The sequence below is a fragment of the Hymenobacter aerophilus DSM 13606 genome (assembly GCF_000382225.1).
Taxonomy (GTDB): domain Bacteria; phylum Bacteroidota; class Bacteroidia; order Cytophagales; family Hymenobacteraceae; genus Hymenobacter; species Hymenobacter aerophilus.
Map to the genome: position 1 here is coordinate 176,370 of NZ_KB907805.1, position 14,799 is coordinate 191,168.

Sequence of the window (14,799 nt, forward strand, 5' to 3'; positions counted from 1 at the left end):
CAAGATTCTTCGCTTCGCTCTGAATGACGCTCCTTTACCAATTCAGTCTCTCAATATGAAACCCGCCCACCTCGCCGCCCTATTGCTGAGCGCCGCCGCCTACGGGCTGCTGGCGTACGCGACACCGCGGCCGGCGTTTGGGCAGTTGGCGGGGCTGCTGGTGCTGGCGTTCGGGCTGTATGTCTGGCTGCTGAAAACGGGCCTGCCGCTGCGCCAGGGGCTGCTGGCGGCGCTACTCCTGCGCCTGCTTTGGCTGCCCGCCCTGCCTGCTTTGTCCGACGACTACCACCGCTTCCGCTGGGACGGCCTGTTGCTCAGTCAGGGCCAGAACCCCTACCGCTACCGCCCGGACGAGCTGACGGGCCCTAATTCAGCAGCGGAAACGCACAATCAACAACTGGCAACCATCTACCCCCGCCTCAACTCGCCCCACTACTACTCGGTGTACCCGCCCGTCGATCAGGCGGTATTCGGGCTGGCCGCGTGGTTGTTTCCGGATTCAGAGCGCGGCTTTGTGGTGGCGTTGCGGGTGCTGTTGCTGCTGGCCGAAGCGGCCACGGCCGGGCTGCTGCTGGCGCTGCTGCGGCAGTTCGGGCAGCCGCCAAAACGGGCGCTGTGGTACCTGCTGAATCCGCTGGTTATGGTGGAGCTGACCGGCAACCTGCACTTCGAGGGGCTGGTGGGCTGCTTTCTGCTACTGATGCTGTGGCTGCTGGCGCGGGGCCGAGCGGCGGCGGGCGGCGCCGCACTGGCGCTGGCCGTGGCTACGAAGCTGCTGCCGCTGCTGGTGCTGCCGCTGCTGCTGCGCCGCCTGCCGTGGCCCCGGCTACTCCGCTTTGGACTGGCGCTGGCGGTGGTGCTGGCGGCGTTGTTTATGCCGTTTCTGAGCCTGGAGTTGGTCGAGAACATCGGGCGTAGCCTGAACCTGTACTTCCGCTCCTTCGAGTTCAACGCCAGCATATATTACCTGGCCCGGGCGGCCGGACAGTGGCTCTCAGGCTACAACCAGATTGCCCTGCTTGGGCCTGCGCTGGCACTACTGACGGCTACGGGCGGACTGCTGCTAGCCGCCACCGAGCGGCGCCCCACCTGGGCCACGCTGCCGCGGGCGCTGCTGCTGCTGCTTACGTTGTATTTTCTGCTGGCCACTACTGTGCATCCGTGGTACCTGGCGCCGCTGGTGCTGCTGAGCTGCTTCACGCGGGCTCGCTACGCGCTGGTGTGGTCGGGCATGATTGGGCTGTCGTACGCCGCCTACCGGACCACGGCCTACACCGAAAGTCTGGGGCTGGTGGCCCTGGAGTATGGCGTGGTGCTGGCCGTGCTGCTGCTCGATTTCCGGCAGGGCCGACTCCGAGGGCCGGAAGTTTCGGAAACTTCAGTGGTTTAGCGGGCCGGCTGCTGCGGAGCGTGGGGCAGTGCGGGGCCGGTGGCCGAAGCCGGGTTTTGGTGCCAGCTGCGCAAATCGTCCACCGTGTCCAAGTCCTGCAGCTCGGGCAGCAGGTGCACCCGCAGGTTCAGCCGGGCGGCGTCGGCCAGGGTTTCGGCCCGCACGGTGGCGGTGCTCCAGGGCTTGTTGGCGAAGAGTTCAGGATGCAGCCGATTCATGCCCAGCAGATAATACCCGCCATCAGCAGCCGGCCCCAGTACCAGGTCGTGGGTTTGCAGGGCCGCGTAGGCTTCCTCCAGATGGGCCGTCAGCAGGCCCGGGCAGTCGGTACCGATGATGACGGCGGCTTCGACGGGACGGGCGAAATCATGCGTAAACGCGGCCTGCATTTTCTGACCCAGGTCGCCGGCGGGTTGCGGAAGCTGCTCGAAACCAGTCCAGTTGGCGGCCGCCGTAGCACTGTTTTCCCCGACCAGCCAGGCCGTTTTGTGCACTGGTAGCGGCGCCACCACGGCGCGGGTGTGGGTCAGCAGCGTCCGGTAGGCAGCCAGCGCCGCCTCGCTGCCGATGCCGGCGGCCAGCCGGGTTTTTACGCGCCCGAGCTCGGGGTGCCGGGCAAAGATGATAAGCGAATTCAACGGGTAAATAGCTCAGTAAGTGCGTGGAGAAATGTGCCGAGAGGCGTAAGTCAACTTACTTTTTCGCCTCGTACACCGGGTTGCCGGTTTTCAGCCAGGGGCGCCACAGCACCGAGTACGGGTGCACATCGGTGGTGGGTCCCTGGGCGTTTACCACTGCCTGACCGTCGTTCATCCACTGGAAAATACCGCCGTAGAGGTTGCGCACGTCGCGGAAGCCCTGCTCGCGCAGCCACGTGCCCACCTGCTCGCTGCGGGCGCCCACCGTGCAGTACACCACCACCGGCCGGGTGCGGGCCACGTCCTTCAGATCGAGCTTTCGGAAGCTGTCGAAATCCACAAAACGGGCGCCGCGCAGGTGGCTGACCTGGTACTCAGCCGGGCTGCGGGTGTCGAGCAGCAGCACGTTGCCGCGGCCACTTACCGGCTCCTCATGCAGCAGCGTGGCCAGGGCCTTAGGCTGAATGGTGGGCACGGTGTTTTTGTAGAGCAAACTTAGCATCCGGTCGTAGGCCGACCTGGAATGGTCGGCGGCGGGGCGCTGCTGACCGCAGGCTACGGTGCCGGCCAGCAGCACCAGCAGCCCAAGCGCCAGCAGCCGGCGGCCGCGCAGCAGCTGTTCAACCAGAAAAGTAACGCGTCGCATAGGTATCGAATAAGTTGTGGGAAGCCCCGGCAGCGGGCTACCACGCAACAAACCGCCAGCGCCCGGCGGTTCAGCAGGCCCCGCGCGCCGGCCTACGTGGTGGCGCCGCCGCAGCTGGAGCCGGCCCCGGCCGTGCAGCCGTAGCAGTGCTGGTTGATGACGATGTTACGGTCCTGCAGCAGCCCCGCGTCGAAGTCGCGGATGTGCTTGGGGGCCGTGCCACTGACCAGCAAATCGAGCTGCTGGTTGAAGTCGCAGTCGTAGAGCTGGCCGTCCCAGCCGACGCTCAGGGTGCTGCGGCACATCACGTTGGCCGCCGCCGTAGGGTTGTAGGCGTCTACGAGCTGCTGCATGTACTTTTCGTAGTTGCCGCTTTCAAGCAGGTACTCCAGAAAACGGCTCACCGGCAGGTTGGTGATGGTGAGCAGGTTGTTGAATACGATGCCGAACTCGCGCCCCAGCCGCTGCTTGAACTCGCGCTCCAGCGAGGCCTGCGAGCCGGGCAGAAACGCCCCCGAGGGGTTGTACACCAAGTCCAGGGTCAGGTCCGAATCGGGCTGGCCGTAGCCCACGGCGTTCAGCATTTTCAGCGCCCGAATCGACTTTTCGAACACGCCCTCGCCGCGTTGCGCATCGGTGCGGCCGGCCGAGAAGTGCGGCAACGACGACACCACCATTACGTTGTGCCGGGCGAAAAACTCCGGCAGGTCGTAGTACTTCTTGTTGGCGACGATGATGGTGAGGTTGCAGCGCACTATGGTGCGGCGGCCCAGGGCCGAAATCTGCTCTACCAGCCAGCGGAAATCGGGATTCATCTCGGGCGCGCCGCCCGTCAGGTCCACCACCGCAATATCGGTCTGCGCCAGCGCATCGAGGCACTGCTGCATGGTTTCGCGGGTCATGATTTCCTTGCGGTCAGGCCCGGCATCGACGTGGCAGTGCTTGCACACCTGGTTGCACATGCGCCCCACATTGATTTGCATGGTTTGCAGGGCCGTGGGCCGGAGCGGCAGCAGCCCGGCTTCGCGCAGTTTCTGCCCGAACGCCGGCAGCCGCGCCCCCGCCGCCTCGGCTTCGGTGAGCACCGTCAGCTGGTAGCCGGTATCAGAAAGAGGAGCGTGGCGGGCCTGAAGAGATTTCATAAATCGCTGATTTTCGCTGATTAACTGTGATTGCGTTGATTCTTTAATCACTGATTTTCGCTGATTAATCGTGATTGCGCTGATTTTTTGACCGTCTGGAGACGCCCTTTAGTTTGCTGGGTGAGTTTTGATGAACCGTTTATAGCGGAGGCTCTTCTCGCCGAAGTTGATGAGCAGCCCGGTGGTGAGCCGAAAGGCAGTCAGGTAATTAATGAGCTGAGCGTGGTGCAGTTCGGTGAGCTCGTGGGTAGCTTTCAGCTCGATGAGCACTGCATTCTCCACTAAAAAGTCAACTCGCCTGGTTCCCACCACTTCATCCCGGTAATACACTGCGCGGTCCAACTCCCGCTGGAAACGCAGGCCCGAAGCAGTCATTTCCAGGGCCAGGCTCCGCTGATACACAACCTCCGGAAATCCATTACCCAATGCACTATGCACCCGCATAGCACACCCAATAATATTCTCCGTCAGAGCTGAATGCGCATAACGCTCATCAATCATATCAGCTACTAAATCAACGTCCTAAATCAGGAACATAGAAATCAGTGAAATCACGATTAATCAGCGAAAATCAGTGATTTACATACTCAACTCTTTGGCTTTGTTCATCATCTGTACGCTGTGCACCAAAGCGGCTCCGCCCTTGATGGCGGCGGCTACGTGCACGGCTTCCATCATCTGGGCCTCATCGGCGCCTTTTTGCAGCGAGTCGGTGGTGTAGGCATCGATGCAGTAGGGGCACTGCACGGCGTGGGCTACAGCCAGGGCAATCAGGGCTTTTTCGCGCTCGGTCAGGGCGCCGTCCTTGAACACCTCGGCGTAGTAGGCGAAAAACTTATTGCCCATTTCGGGCTGCCACTCTGTGATGTTGCCGAATTTGGCCAGGTCGGCGGGGTTGTAGTAGGTGGAATCCATGCGGAAAGCGCAAAAAGTGAGTGGGAGAAGAAAGCCGTCAAGGTACAACCCGCCGGCCGGCCAACGGTTCAGTTAACAGCCGCCGGCTACGTTAGCCAATCCGGCGCACCCGAATGCGGACGTGCTCACCGTTTTCGCTCGTCGTGGGCTCCACCTCGATGCGGTCGGCCTCGTTGTAGTAGCTGGCCACGCCGCGCACCATGCCCACGGCCAGCGCCCCCATCCGCCGCCCCGACACATAATCGATGAACAGCTCGTCGGGCGAGAGGCGCGTGACGTGCAGCACCGGCGGGTTGTTTTCGGCGTGCTCGGCGCGCACCTGCCGGTGCATGGTGTTTTCGGTGTGCTCCAGCATGTCGAGCGTCGTCCAGTTGGGGTCGAGCAGCTTCTGGTACATGTACATCAGGTCGGGCACCAGATACTCGCCGAACTTCTCGTGTAGCTCGTCGGCCGAAAGGCCGGTCATGGTGGCGGCTTCGCCGATGAGCCGGTACATGTGCTCGTCGGGGTACACGCTTTTGTGGTTGAATTCGGCCGCCGACAGGCCGGAGGCTTCCAGCAGCCGCACCCAGGCGCTGTGGTCGTACTGGGTTTGAACGTAGCGCTTGAGAAGCGTGAAAATGGTACCGTGCACTTTGAATTAATTAAGAATTAAGAATTAGCCATTAAGAATTATTCGCTGGAAACAAGGTGATTGCCAAAAGGACACCCTGTAACCACAGAATCAACTCTTAATTACTAATTCTTAATTACTAATTATCATCAGATGTTGCCAATCACCGTGAGCGTGCTCATGGTTGGGGCGGGTTTGCCACCGATGTCCTCGACCGTCATGGCAAAGGCCTGGGCGCTGGCAATGTTTTTCATCTGCTGAATACTGTCGCCGGTGGCGGTGTCGGTGTTCAGCATGCCGGCATCTACGGGCTGGCCGTTGTCGAGGGCCCAGAGCTGGTACTGCTTGCCTTCGGGCAGGGCGGGCAGGTTGCGCACATCCACGTACACGGCCTTGGTGCTGGCGTTGTAGTACACGCGGGCCAGCGCCTCGGGCGCCTTGGGCGTGCCCTTCAACTCGACGGCTTTAAACGACTGGTTGCGCAGAATGGCCAGCTGCTGGTCGCGCTCATTGAGGGCCGCCTGCTGGGTGGCCGCGTAGCGCGACTGCTCGGCCTGGGCCAGTTCCAGCGAGTTTTCGGTTTTCTTGAGCCGGTTATACAGCAGGTAGTTGCCCAGCCCGCTCACCAGCAGCAGCGCAATCGAAGCGGCAATCAGCCAGCGGGTGCGGCCGGCACTGGCGGCGGCCGGCAACTGGCGCACCACGGCTTCGCCTTCGGCCGGCACCGAAGCTGCGGCCGGCTCGGTTGGCGCAACAGTCATGCGGGGGGCCGCCGGGGCGGCGGGCATGGCCGGGGCGGCCACCGGCGTAGCGGCCGGTTCGGTTTCACGGATGGAGTCTTCCCAGGCCTGCAGAACCCGCTCGCGCAGGGCGGCGGGCGGCGTTACGGCGTGCGCTTCGGCGTAGGCGTCGAGGCCGCTGACGATGGCGGCCAGCTCGCGGGCTACGGCCGGCTCGTGGCCGGCCACCTGCTCGACTTCGGCGCGTTCATCGGCGCTGAGCACGCCCAGGGCGTATTCTTCGAGGATGCCCGATTCGATGTAGTGCTGCACGTCCATGATTACCGGACCAGTTTAGAGAGTACCTTGATGGCCGCCCGGGCGCGGGTTTTCACCGTTCCCAGGGGCAGATTGAGTTCTTCTGCCACTTCGCTTTGCGTAAATCCGCCGAAATAAAGCAGGTCCACAATCTGGCGCTGATCCGGATTCAGTTGCCGCGTCATTTCCTGCAAGCCAATGTGTTCGGGCCGGAAAGAGGAATCGGCGGCCAGACGCAGGGCCGCCGAACTATCCTCCAGCGGCTGCGTGCGACTACCTACGCGGTACTGCTTGGAACGGATTTTATCGATGGCCAGATTCCGGCTCACATTCATCACCCAGGTAAACAAACGGCCCTTGCCGGCGTCGTACGAGGGAAAGGAATGCCAGATTTTCACCATCGCCTCCTGCAGCACGTCCTCGGCCGTTTCCTCTTTCTTGACGATGCGCAGAATCACACCGTAGAGAGCGGCCGAATATTTATCGTAGAAAATGGTCATGGCCCCTTCGTCGCGGTCGCGCAGGCGTTGCACGAGCAGCAGTTCGGTTTCCAGGGCAACGGAATCGGGAGGAGGAGCAGGCACAAGCAGCAACTAAGGACGGTGGAAAGGCGTAGCACAGCCAGTCCGGCAGATGAAGCGAAAGTACGGCATAAACCGACAATTCGCCGGGCTCAGAGCCGAAAAAGCGTTGCGCCGGAACAGGTAAGCGGTAGTTTGCCTTGCGTACGCCCGGCGGGCCCCGGAAGTTGCCGGGCCAGCCAAGCCTTCGGCAGCGGGCCCCGGCTGGCAAACATATCAGCCAGTGGCTTATTTACCAATTACTTATTGAAATTCCTTTTCTTCTTACCAGCCGGCGGCGGCCCTGTGGCCGGCCGGCATCTCCTCCACCCTACTGTTCTGCTTGTATGTCCATTGCCTCCCTCAATCCTTACACCGGCCGCACCGAGCGGCAGTTCGATGCCTTCAGCTGGGCCCAAACCGAGCAAATAGTAGGCGAAGTGCACGCCGCTTTTGCCGAGTGGCGCACGACTTCGTTTGAGCACCGCGCCCAGCTGATGCACCGCGCGGCCGACCTGCTGCGCGAGCGGGCCGGCGAGCTGGCCCGCCTCATGGCCATCGAAATGGGCAAGCCCCTGGCCGACGGCCGCGCCGAAGCCAACAAGTGCGCCCTGTGCTGCGACTTCTACGCCGACCGGGCCGCCGAATTTCTGGCCGATGAGTTCATTGAAACCGAGGCTGAGCGCAGCTTTATTGCCTACGAGCCGCTGGGCGCAGTGCTGGCCGTAATGCCCTGGAATTTCCCGTTCTGGCAGGTGGTGCGCTTTGCCGCCCCGGCCCTGATGGCGGGCAACGTGGGCCTGCTCAAACACGCCTCCAACGTGCCGCAGTGCGCGCTGGCGCTGGAGCAGATCTTCCACGACGCGGGCTTCCCGCCGGCCACGTTCCGCACCCTGCTCATCGGCTCCGATTTGGTGGATAAGCTCATTGCCGACGACCGCGTGGTGGCCGTCACGCTGACCGGCTCGGAGCCGGCCGGGGCGGCCGTGGCGGCCACCGCGGGCAAACACATCAAAAAAACCGTGCTGGAGCTGGGCGGTTCCGACGCCTTTGTGGTGCTGGCCGACGCCGACCTGCCGCTGGCCGCCAAAACCGCCGCCCAGGCCCGCATGATTAACTCGGGCCAGAGCTGCATTGCCGCCAAGCGCTTCATCGTCGAGAAACCGGTTATCAAGGAGTTCATTGCCCTAATGAAAGAGCACCTGCAGGTCCTGCACTACGGCGACCCGCTCGAAGAAGGCACCGACTACGGCCCCCTGGCCCGCCCCGACTTAGCCGACGAGCTAACCCAGCAGGTGGAGGATTCGGTGAAGCAGGGCGCGAAAGTGGAGCTGGCGGGCGGCCAGCCCGAAGTCGGCAGTGCCCAATTCGACCCCATGATTCTGAGCAACGTGCAGCCCGGCCAGCGCGCCTACACCGAGGAGTTCTTCGGCCCCGTGGCCCTGGTGCTCGAAGCCCGCGACGCCGACGATGCCATCCGACTGGCCAACGACTCGCGCTTCGGCCTGGGTGGCTCCGTCTGGACCCGCGACGTGCAGCGCGGCGAGCAGCTGGCCCGCCGGGTGCAGGCGGGGGCCGTTTTCGTCAACAGCCTCGTCAAATCGAGCCCCGAAATGCCCTTCGGCGGCATCAAGAAATCGGGCTACGGTCGCGAGCTGTCGCACCTGGGCATCCGCGAGTTCGTCAACCAGAAAACGGTGTGGGTGGCGTAAGGTGAGATGGTGAAATAGTGAAATGGTGAGTTGCTGTTTCAGAAGGCTTGATTGCGCAAAATAGCGCAGTCAGGTCTTCTGAAACAGCAACTCACCATTTCACTATTTCACCATCTCATCTATTACAGATACCCCAGCACCTTATACACGGCATAGCCGGCCATTTCGTGCAGCAGGATGGCCCACAGGCGCAGCGGCTCCTCGGCGGGCAGCAGCAGCGAGGCGGGCGAGTAACGCCGGTCGACGGAATAGTAGGCGGCCGGGAACGTGGCGGGGTGCAGGCCGACTTTGGCAAAGCAGCCTTCGGCCCGGCGCATGTGGAAGGCGGAAGTGATGAGCACGGTGCGCCGGATTTCGGGGTGTTGGGCCAGCAGCTCTTTGGTGAAAACGGCGTTTTCGTGGGTATTGCGGCTGCGGGTTTCGAGCAGAATGCTTTGCCGGGGCACGCCAGCCAGGCGCAGCAGCGTCTGCAGGGCCTGGGCCTCGGAGCGGGCCACCGAATCGAAGGCCGCGCCCGAGCCGCCCGAGATGATGATGCGGCGGATGCGGCCGGCCCGCCAGAGCCAGAGCGTGTGCACCAGCCGGTCGGCCCCAGCGCTCAGGTACACCCGGTCGTGGGGCGACTTGTGCACGTCGGTGATGCCGGTAAGCAGGATGCCTGCGTCGTATCCGGTGCCGAGCTGTTGGAGCGTAACGGGCGGCCGCTCCCAGGCCAGCAGGGCCTCATTGGCCAGAAACGGGTTGGTAAAGAGCAGCAGCAGCCCCGTAGAAGCCCACAACAGCCGGCGCCGCCGCCACAGCAGGCCCGCCAGCAGCAGCCCCACAATCCAGAGGGCCGGCGAAAGCAGGAAATCGAGCAGCTTGGAAAGCAGAAAGAACATGAGCCGGTGCAGTTCGCTTCGTCCTATTCAGCAGCGGTATCGGTGCAGGTTTGTAGGTGTTGCAGCATGGTTTGCACGCCCTCTTCGGTAGTCAGCGTGTCGCACTCGCTGAGGCGGCCGCGGCAATACGTCACGAAAAAAGGCGCCACGCGGGTATCCATCAGCTTGCGGGCCACCGGGTTTTCGTTTACATCGAGGCGCAGAAACAGCGTATGCTCGTATTCGTCTTCCAGCGCAAACTTATTGAAGGGCGGCGCCAGCAGCTTGCAGACGGCGCAATCTTCGGCCGTAAACTTGGCAATTACCCGCGGATAGTCGTGAATAAGGGTGCGCAGTCCCTCGTCGTTCGTATCAATAATTTTCATGCGGTAAAGGTAAGGGCTGGAGGACGGAAGAACGTCATTCCATCATCTCAGGACTTCTTCAAAACCAAATCGTAAACGCGGTGCGGCCGCTGGCTTCGGTGGCCAGGCTGAAGCGGAAATTATGCTGGAGCAGAATGTCGCGGGTGAGCAGCAGGCCGATGCCCTGGCCGTCGCGCTTGGTGCTGAAAAAGGGCGTGAACAGGCGGCGCTGCACCTCGGGGCTCAGGCCGGGGCCGTCGTTTTCGATGACGAGCCGGGGCGGCCTGAGCTGGGTGCTGACCCACACGTTGCCGTTTTCGGGGCAGGCTTCGAGGGCGTTTTTGCCGATGTTGAGCAGCGCCTGCTCCAGCTGCTGGGCATCGAGGCTGACCAGCAGCGGCTCTTCGGCCAGTTCGGTGTGCCATTGGATGTGGCGGGCCTGGGCGGGCAGGTGCAGCAGCCGGGCCAGGTGGCGCAGCAGCTCGTGCACATCGGTGGGTTGGGGCCGCGGGGGTGGCAGGCGCACGAGGTGAGCGAAACCGGCCGTAAACTCCACCAGGTTAGTATTGCGCTGGATGGCCACCTCCAGGGCCTCGCGAAAATCGGGCTGGTCGGCGGCCGCGAGCTGGGGCGCGTAGTGCCGGAAGCTGTGCAGCAGCGAGTTGATGGCCCCGATGGAGTTATTGACCTCGTGCGACATCATGCGGATGAGCTGCTCGTAGGCCTGTTTTTCCTGCGCCATCAACTCGCGGGTCAGCTCTTCGAGCACGATGAACCGGCGCGAAAAGCCGCGGTCGAGGAAGTGCGAGCAGCTGGCGCGGTAGGTGTGCAGGCCCGAGAGGCGCACCACCTGGGGCTCGGTTTCGCGCAGCCGGTCCAGGGCCGCGCCCCACTCGCCGGGCAAATTGGCGGGGCGCTGGCCCAGCAGCTCGGCGGCGGGCCGGCCCAGCAGCCGCTCGGCGGCCGGATTCACGCCCACCATTTCGCCCTCAAACGAAAGCAGCAGCACGCCCGCCGGCGAGGCCTGAATCAGGCTTTCGAGCAGGTGGCTTTTCTCGTGCTGCCCTACCCGCTCGCGGCGCAGCGCATCGAGCATCTGGTTATAGACGGTAATCAGCTGGTCCATTTCGCGCTGGCCCACGGGCACAAATTTCAGCGAGAAATCCTGGGCCTGCATGGCCGCCGTGCCCGCCGCAATCAGCTCAAACGGCCGCACAAAGCCCCGGTACAGCTGCACCGTGAGCCCGATGCTGATGAGCAGCAGCACCTCCAGCCCCACAAACAGCGGCGCGTTGGTGCGCATGAACTGCGCCGCCAGCACAATCAGCACCGCATGAATCAGCACCACGAACAGCAGGAATTTGACGCGCAGGGACATGGGTGGTGGAAAATTGGGGTGAATATACTGTCATCCTGAGCGGAGCGAAGGACCTTGCATCACCAGCCGTAATGATGGTGCAAGGTCCTTCGCTCCGCTCAGGATGACAGACTTTCTCTGATGCCTTACGTCCCCACTACCTCAATTCCGTACTTCTCCAGCCGGCGGTACAGCGCGCCGCGGCTCAGGCCCAGGGCGCGGGCCACGCGACTCAGGTTGCCCTCGTAGTGGACCAGCGTGCGCCGAATCATCTGCTCCTCTACTTCATCTAGCGTCATGGTGCCGGGAGCGGGCAACTCGCCGGAAGTTGCAGCCGCGGTTAGGGCGAAATTTTGGGCCTGGAAGTCGTCGGGCGTCAGCTCGTCGTGGCTTGAAACCAGCACGGCGCGCTCCACCACGTTTTTCAGTTCGCGGATGTTGCCGGGCAGCGGCTGCTCCTGCAGCCAGTGCAGGGCCCGGGTGCCCACCTGCAGGGCCGGGCGCAGGTAAGTCGTGCGCAGCTGCTCCACGAAATGGCGCACCAGCAGCCCGATATCCTGGGGCCGCTCGCGCAGGGCGGGCAGGCGCAGCGTGAGCAGGTTGATGCGGTAGAACAAATCTTCGCGGAAGCGGCCGGCCCGCACCTCTTCGGCCAGGCGGCGGTTGGTGGCGCACACCACCCGGATGTCGAGGCGGCGGGGCTTGCTGTCGCCGAGCACCTCGTAGGTGCGGTCCTGGAGCACGCGCAGTAGCTTCACTTGCGAGGCCAGGTCCAGCTCGCCGATTTCGTCCAGAAAAATGGTACCGCCCTGGGCCAGCTCGAAGCGGCCCACGCGGTCGGTTTTGGCATCGGTGAAGGCCCCGCGGCGGTGGCCGAACAGCTCACTCTCGAACAGCGAGGCCGAAATGCCGCCCAGATTCACCTTCACAAACGGCTGGCGGCGGCGCGGGCTGTTGCGGTGCAACGCCTCGGCAATCAGCTCCTTACCCGTACCCGACTCGCCCTCAATGAGCACCGAGGCATCGGTGGCCGCCACCTGGCCCACCTGCCGCAGCACGTGCAGCAGGCCCGCATCCTGACCCACAATGGCGCCGAAATCGTAGCGGGCATCGAGCTGGCGGCGGGTAAGGGCGGTTTCGGTGGCCGGTTCGGGCGCGTGCAGGGCCAGCACAGTTTCTATGGTACTCAGCAAATGCTCGTTGTTCCAGGGCTTGGTCAGGAACTCGGCGGCCCCGGCCTTCATACCCTCCACGGCCAGCGCAATGCTGCCCCAGCCCGTCAGCAGCACGACGGGCAAGGCCGGGAAGCGCCGCTTGAACTCGGCCAGCAGCTGCAGCCCATCGGCCCCGCTGGTGTCCAGCGCGAAGTTCATATCCAGCAGCACCAGCTGGGGCAAGGTGGTTTCGGCGGCGACCAGGGCTTCGGCCGCGCCGGGCACGGCCTGGGTCTGGTAGCCGGCCTGCTTCAGCAGCAGGCCGAGCGAAGTTCGCACGGCCACATCGTCGTCAACGAGTAGAATCATAGGGGTTGTTTAGATAGGCTCTGGGCCTTTTACGACCAGTTGTGGTCGCCTTCCACGGTGCGCCTCACCCCCCGGCCCCCTCTCCGAAAAAGGAGAGGGGGTGCGTTCAACGAATGGTTAGCGTTATTGTCCGAAAGAGTTGCCGTGGCTCCCCCTCTCCTTTTTCGGAGAGGGGGCCGGGGGGTGAGGCGCGACGTTGAACGAGCCGGCGAATAATTTACCGACTGCGCACGCTGCCGCCGCTGCTGGTGGTTTTGCGCACTTTGGCCGGGCCGCTGTAGTTGACGCCGCCGCCGCTGCTGGCATTGGCCTGCAGATTTTCCTGCACGTTCACGGCGATGCTGCCGCCGCTGCTGGCGCTGGCCTCGCAGGCGGCGGCCTCCAGGGTGCGGCCCTTGAACTCAGCCCCGCTCGACACGTCCACTTTCAGCTCCTTCGCCTTACCGGTAAGCGTGGCCGTGGCGCCGCTGCTCAGGTCAAGGTCGAGTGTGGCGGCCCGAAAATCGGCTACCAACGAGGCCCCCGACGAGAGGTCGGCGGCCAGCTTGTCGGTGGCGTAGGGGCCGGGCACGGTCAGTTTGGCGCCGCTGCTGCCGCTGAGCTTATTGATGAGCGGAGCCGCTACTTCGACGTGCAGGGTGCGGACGTAGCTTTTGCGGCCCTGCTGCTCGTCCTTCTCGCGGTCGAAATACACTTTGAGCACGCCATTGCGCACCTCGGTTTTAAGGCGGGCCAGCAACTCGGCCGTTTCAGCCGTGGCCTCCACGCGCTGGGCGCCGGTGGTCAGATTCAGCTCGATGCCGTTGCTGACTTCGATGGCTGTGAACGGGGCCAGCGGGCGGGTTTCGGCGGCCGATTGGGCCAGGGCGGGTACCAGGGCCAGCAGCCAGAGTAGGGCGAGGGTGAGCAGGTTTTTCATAGGAAGGAGCTTGAAAAGATGGATGATGTTGGGGCAGATGCGCGGCGGCTGGTTTTGGTTGCCTGGCTTTCTGTTCCGGTGTACTATTCTGGCAGATGGAGCAAGCTGGCCGACCAGCGGGCTCACTTATTTTAAGCGCAACAGCTTTTTCTTATTGGTTTTCAGATACTTCGCGGCATGCACCACCTCATAGTCCGGATTGGCTGCAAACAGTTCTTCCAGCACCCCCACGTGGGCCAGGCCGAACAGCAGCATCACCCGCTTGGCCCGAGTTTGCTGTTGTGCCCGCAGAATATTCGAATAGATTTTGAGGTTGCGATTGTAAAACAAGGTGATGAAGTGAGCTCCGATATATTCGGTGTCCACCTTACCCAAATCGGCCGTATTAGTGCCGCCCACGGCGAAATTACCGTTCATCACCTGAGCCGGGGTATTGAACTGCATGCGGTGCAGCAAGCCAATCAGCTCGGGCTGGTTGGCCAGCGCCAGGTAATCGTAGAGCGAAAGGCTGTCCTTTTGCACGGAGGCCCTTAGTGGCCGGGAAGTAGTCTGCAACAACCGCAAGTCCCGCGTGTAGGCTTCGATGTTGGTGCCACTGTTCAGCAGACTTTGCGACGTTGAGGTAAAGTAATTGACACCCTTGGGGCTGGGCAGCCCGAGTTGCCGGGCCAGCGCGAACCCAATCTGGTACCGCTCACCACGCCCAAATGGCAGGTCTTCCAGCCGCAGAGTTCCTTTCTGATACAAGGCATACAGGCTATCTATCTGCGGCTGCTCTTTAGGTTCGGCTTCCAGCAAAATCACCTCGGGCCGAAACTTGGCCAGCTGCGCCCGCACCTTAGGAACTGTTCTCAATTACGGAGTTGTTGATCGACTATGAATGCAGACCGCACGCTATTGACGGACAAGATGTGGGCCGAGTTATCTCCTTTGTTACCGGGGCAAGCCGGGAGTTGCGGGGTCACCGCTGCCGACACGCGCGGATTTGTCGAAGCGGTGCTTTGGCTGGGCCGCACGGGAGCTCCCTGGCGGGACCTGCCGGCGCAGTTTGGCCACTGGCACCGGGTGTACGTGCGCTTTGCCCGCTGGCGCGACAAGGGCGTGTGGGAAAAGGCAACGGCT

General features: G+C 63.0%; 17 protein-coding genes. 3 read left to right on the top strand and 14 right to left on the bottom strand.

What is annotated here, in order from left to right; all coding sequences use genetic code 11:
- The first annotated feature begins 55 nt into the window (after nucleotides 1–55).
- Entirely contained in the window at nucleotides 56–1,390 is a 1,335-nt protein-coding gene (locus H145_RS0106545; RefSeq protein WP_019947341.1) for a glycosyltransferase 87 family protein, read from the top strand.
- Here H145_RS0106545 and H145_RS20250 read toward each other — a convergent pair.
- The 8 genes from H145_RS20250 to H145_RS0106585 all read right to left on the bottom strand — a co-directional run bounded on the left by H145_RS20250 (nucleotide 1,387) and on the right by H145_RS0106585 (nucleotide 6,965).
- The gene (locus tag H145_RS20250) at nucleotides 1,387–2,028 is read right to left on the bottom strand and encodes a TIGR04282 family arsenosugar biosynthesis glycosyltransferase (protein WP_019947342.1); all 642 of its coding nucleotides are present in this window, start codon (nucleotides 2,026–2,028) and stop codon (nucleotides 1,387–1,389) included. The two genes, H145_RS0106545 and H145_RS20250, sit on opposite strands and share 4 nt — an antisense overlap.
- 55 nt (nucleotides 2,029–2,083) lie before the next feature.
- Nucleotides 2,084–2,674 (bottom strand): rhodanese-like domain-containing protein, encoded by a 591-nt coding sequence (locus H145_RS0106555; RefSeq protein ID WP_019947343.1) that lies wholly within the window; start codon nucleotides 2,672–2,674, stop codon nucleotides 2,084–2,086.
- A gap of 92 nt (nucleotides 2,675–2,766) precedes the next feature.
- Nucleotides 2,767–3,816 carry an arsenosugar biosynthesis radical SAM (seleno)protein ArsS gene (gene arsS, locus H145_RS0106560; RefSeq protein WP_019947344.1) on the bottom strand — a complete coding sequence of 350 codons (1,050 nt, stop codon included), beginning with the start codon at nucleotides 3,814–3,816 and terminating at the stop codon, nucleotides 2,767–2,769.
- 108 nt (nucleotides 3,817–3,924) lie between these two features.
- Complete coding sequence (locus H145_RS0106565) at nucleotides 3,925–4,317, bottom strand: GxxExxY protein (protein WP_019947345.1); 393 nt, start codon at nucleotides 4,315–4,317, stop codon at nucleotides 3,925–3,927.
- Between the two features lie 78 nt (nucleotides 4,318–4,395).
- On the bottom strand, nucleotides 4,396–4,731 hold the full coding sequence (locus H145_RS0106570) for an arsenosugar biosynthesis-associated peroxidase-like protein (protein WP_019947346.1): 336 nt from the start codon (nucleotides 4,729–4,731) through the stop codon (nucleotides 4,396–4,398).
- A 91-nt stretch (nucleotides 4,732–4,822) separates the two neighbouring features.
- Nucleotides 4,823–5,365, bottom strand: a complete 543-nt coding sequence (locus H145_RS0106575) for a heme NO-binding domain-containing protein (protein WP_019947347.1) — start codon at nucleotides 5,363–5,365, stop codon at nucleotides 4,823–4,825.
- A gap of 128 nt (nucleotides 5,366–5,493) precedes the next feature.
- Complete coding sequence (locus H145_RS22615; RefSeq protein ID WP_019947348.1) at nucleotides 5,494–6,402, bottom strand: anti-sigma factor; 909 nt, start codon at nucleotides 6,400–6,402, stop codon at nucleotides 5,494–5,496.
- Nucleotides 6,403–6,404: 2 nt separating this feature from the next.
- A complete protein-coding gene (locus H145_RS0106585; protein ID WP_033425981.1) occupies nucleotides 6,405–6,965 on the bottom strand; it encodes an RNA polymerase sigma factor in 561 nt (186 codons plus the stop codon).
- Nucleotides 6,966–7,288: 323 nt separating this feature from the next.
- Between H145_RS0106585 and H145_RS0106590 the strand changes: the two genes are divergently transcribed.
- Nucleotides 7,289–8,653 carry an NAD-dependent succinate-semialdehyde dehydrogenase gene (locus H145_RS0106590; RefSeq protein ID WP_019947350.1) on the top strand — a complete coding sequence of 455 codons (1,365 nt, stop codon included), beginning with the start codon at nucleotides 7,289–7,291 and terminating at the stop codon, nucleotides 8,651–8,653.
- A gap of 122 nt (nucleotides 8,654–8,775) precedes the next feature.
- Here H145_RS0106590 and H145_RS0106595 read toward each other — a convergent pair whose 3' ends face one another.
- The 6 genes from H145_RS0106595 to H145_RS0106620 all read right to left on the bottom strand — a co-directional run bounded on the left by H145_RS0106595 (nucleotide 8,776) and on the right by H145_RS0106620 (nucleotide 14,514).
- Entirely contained in the window at nucleotides 8,776–9,534 is a 759-nt protein-coding gene (locus H145_RS0106595; RefSeq protein ID WP_019947351.1) for a YdcF family protein, read from the bottom strand.
- Nucleotides 9,535–9,557: 23 nt separating this feature from the next.
- On the bottom strand, nucleotides 9,558–9,899 hold the full coding sequence (locus H145_RS0106600) for a thioredoxin family protein (protein WP_019947352.1): 342 nt from the start codon (nucleotides 9,897–9,899) through the stop codon (nucleotides 9,558–9,560).
- Nucleotides 9,900–9,957: 58 nt separating this feature from the next.
- A complete protein-coding gene (locus H145_RS0106605) occupies nucleotides 9,958–11,256 on the bottom strand; it encodes a sensor histidine kinase (protein WP_019947353.1) in 1,299 nt (432 codons plus the stop codon).
- A gap of 125 nt (nucleotides 11,257–11,381) precedes the next feature.
- Nucleotides 11,382–12,758, bottom strand: a complete 1,377-nt coding sequence (locus H145_RS0106610) for a sigma-54-dependent transcriptional regulator (protein ID WP_019947354.1) — start codon at nucleotides 12,756–12,758, stop codon at nucleotides 11,382–11,384.
- A gap of 217 nt (nucleotides 12,759–12,975) precedes the next feature.
- The gene (locus H145_RS0106615) at nucleotides 12,976–13,677 is read right to left on the bottom strand and encodes a head GIN domain-containing protein (RefSeq protein WP_019947355.1); all 702 of its coding nucleotides are present in this window, start codon (nucleotides 13,675–13,677) and stop codon (nucleotides 12,976–12,978) included.
- A gap of 126 nt (nucleotides 13,678–13,803) precedes the next feature.
- Entirely contained in the window at nucleotides 13,804–14,514 is a 711-nt protein-coding gene (locus H145_RS0106620; protein WP_019947356.1) for a DUF5694 domain-containing protein, read from the bottom strand.
- A gap of 39 nt (nucleotides 14,515–14,553) precedes the next feature.
- On the opposite strand from H145_RS0106620, the gene H145_RS23220 reads away from it, so the two are divergent.
- On the top strand, nucleotides 14,554–14,799 hold a 246-nt coding region (locus H145_RS23220; RefSeq protein ID WP_026351307.1), incomplete at its 3' end, for a transposase.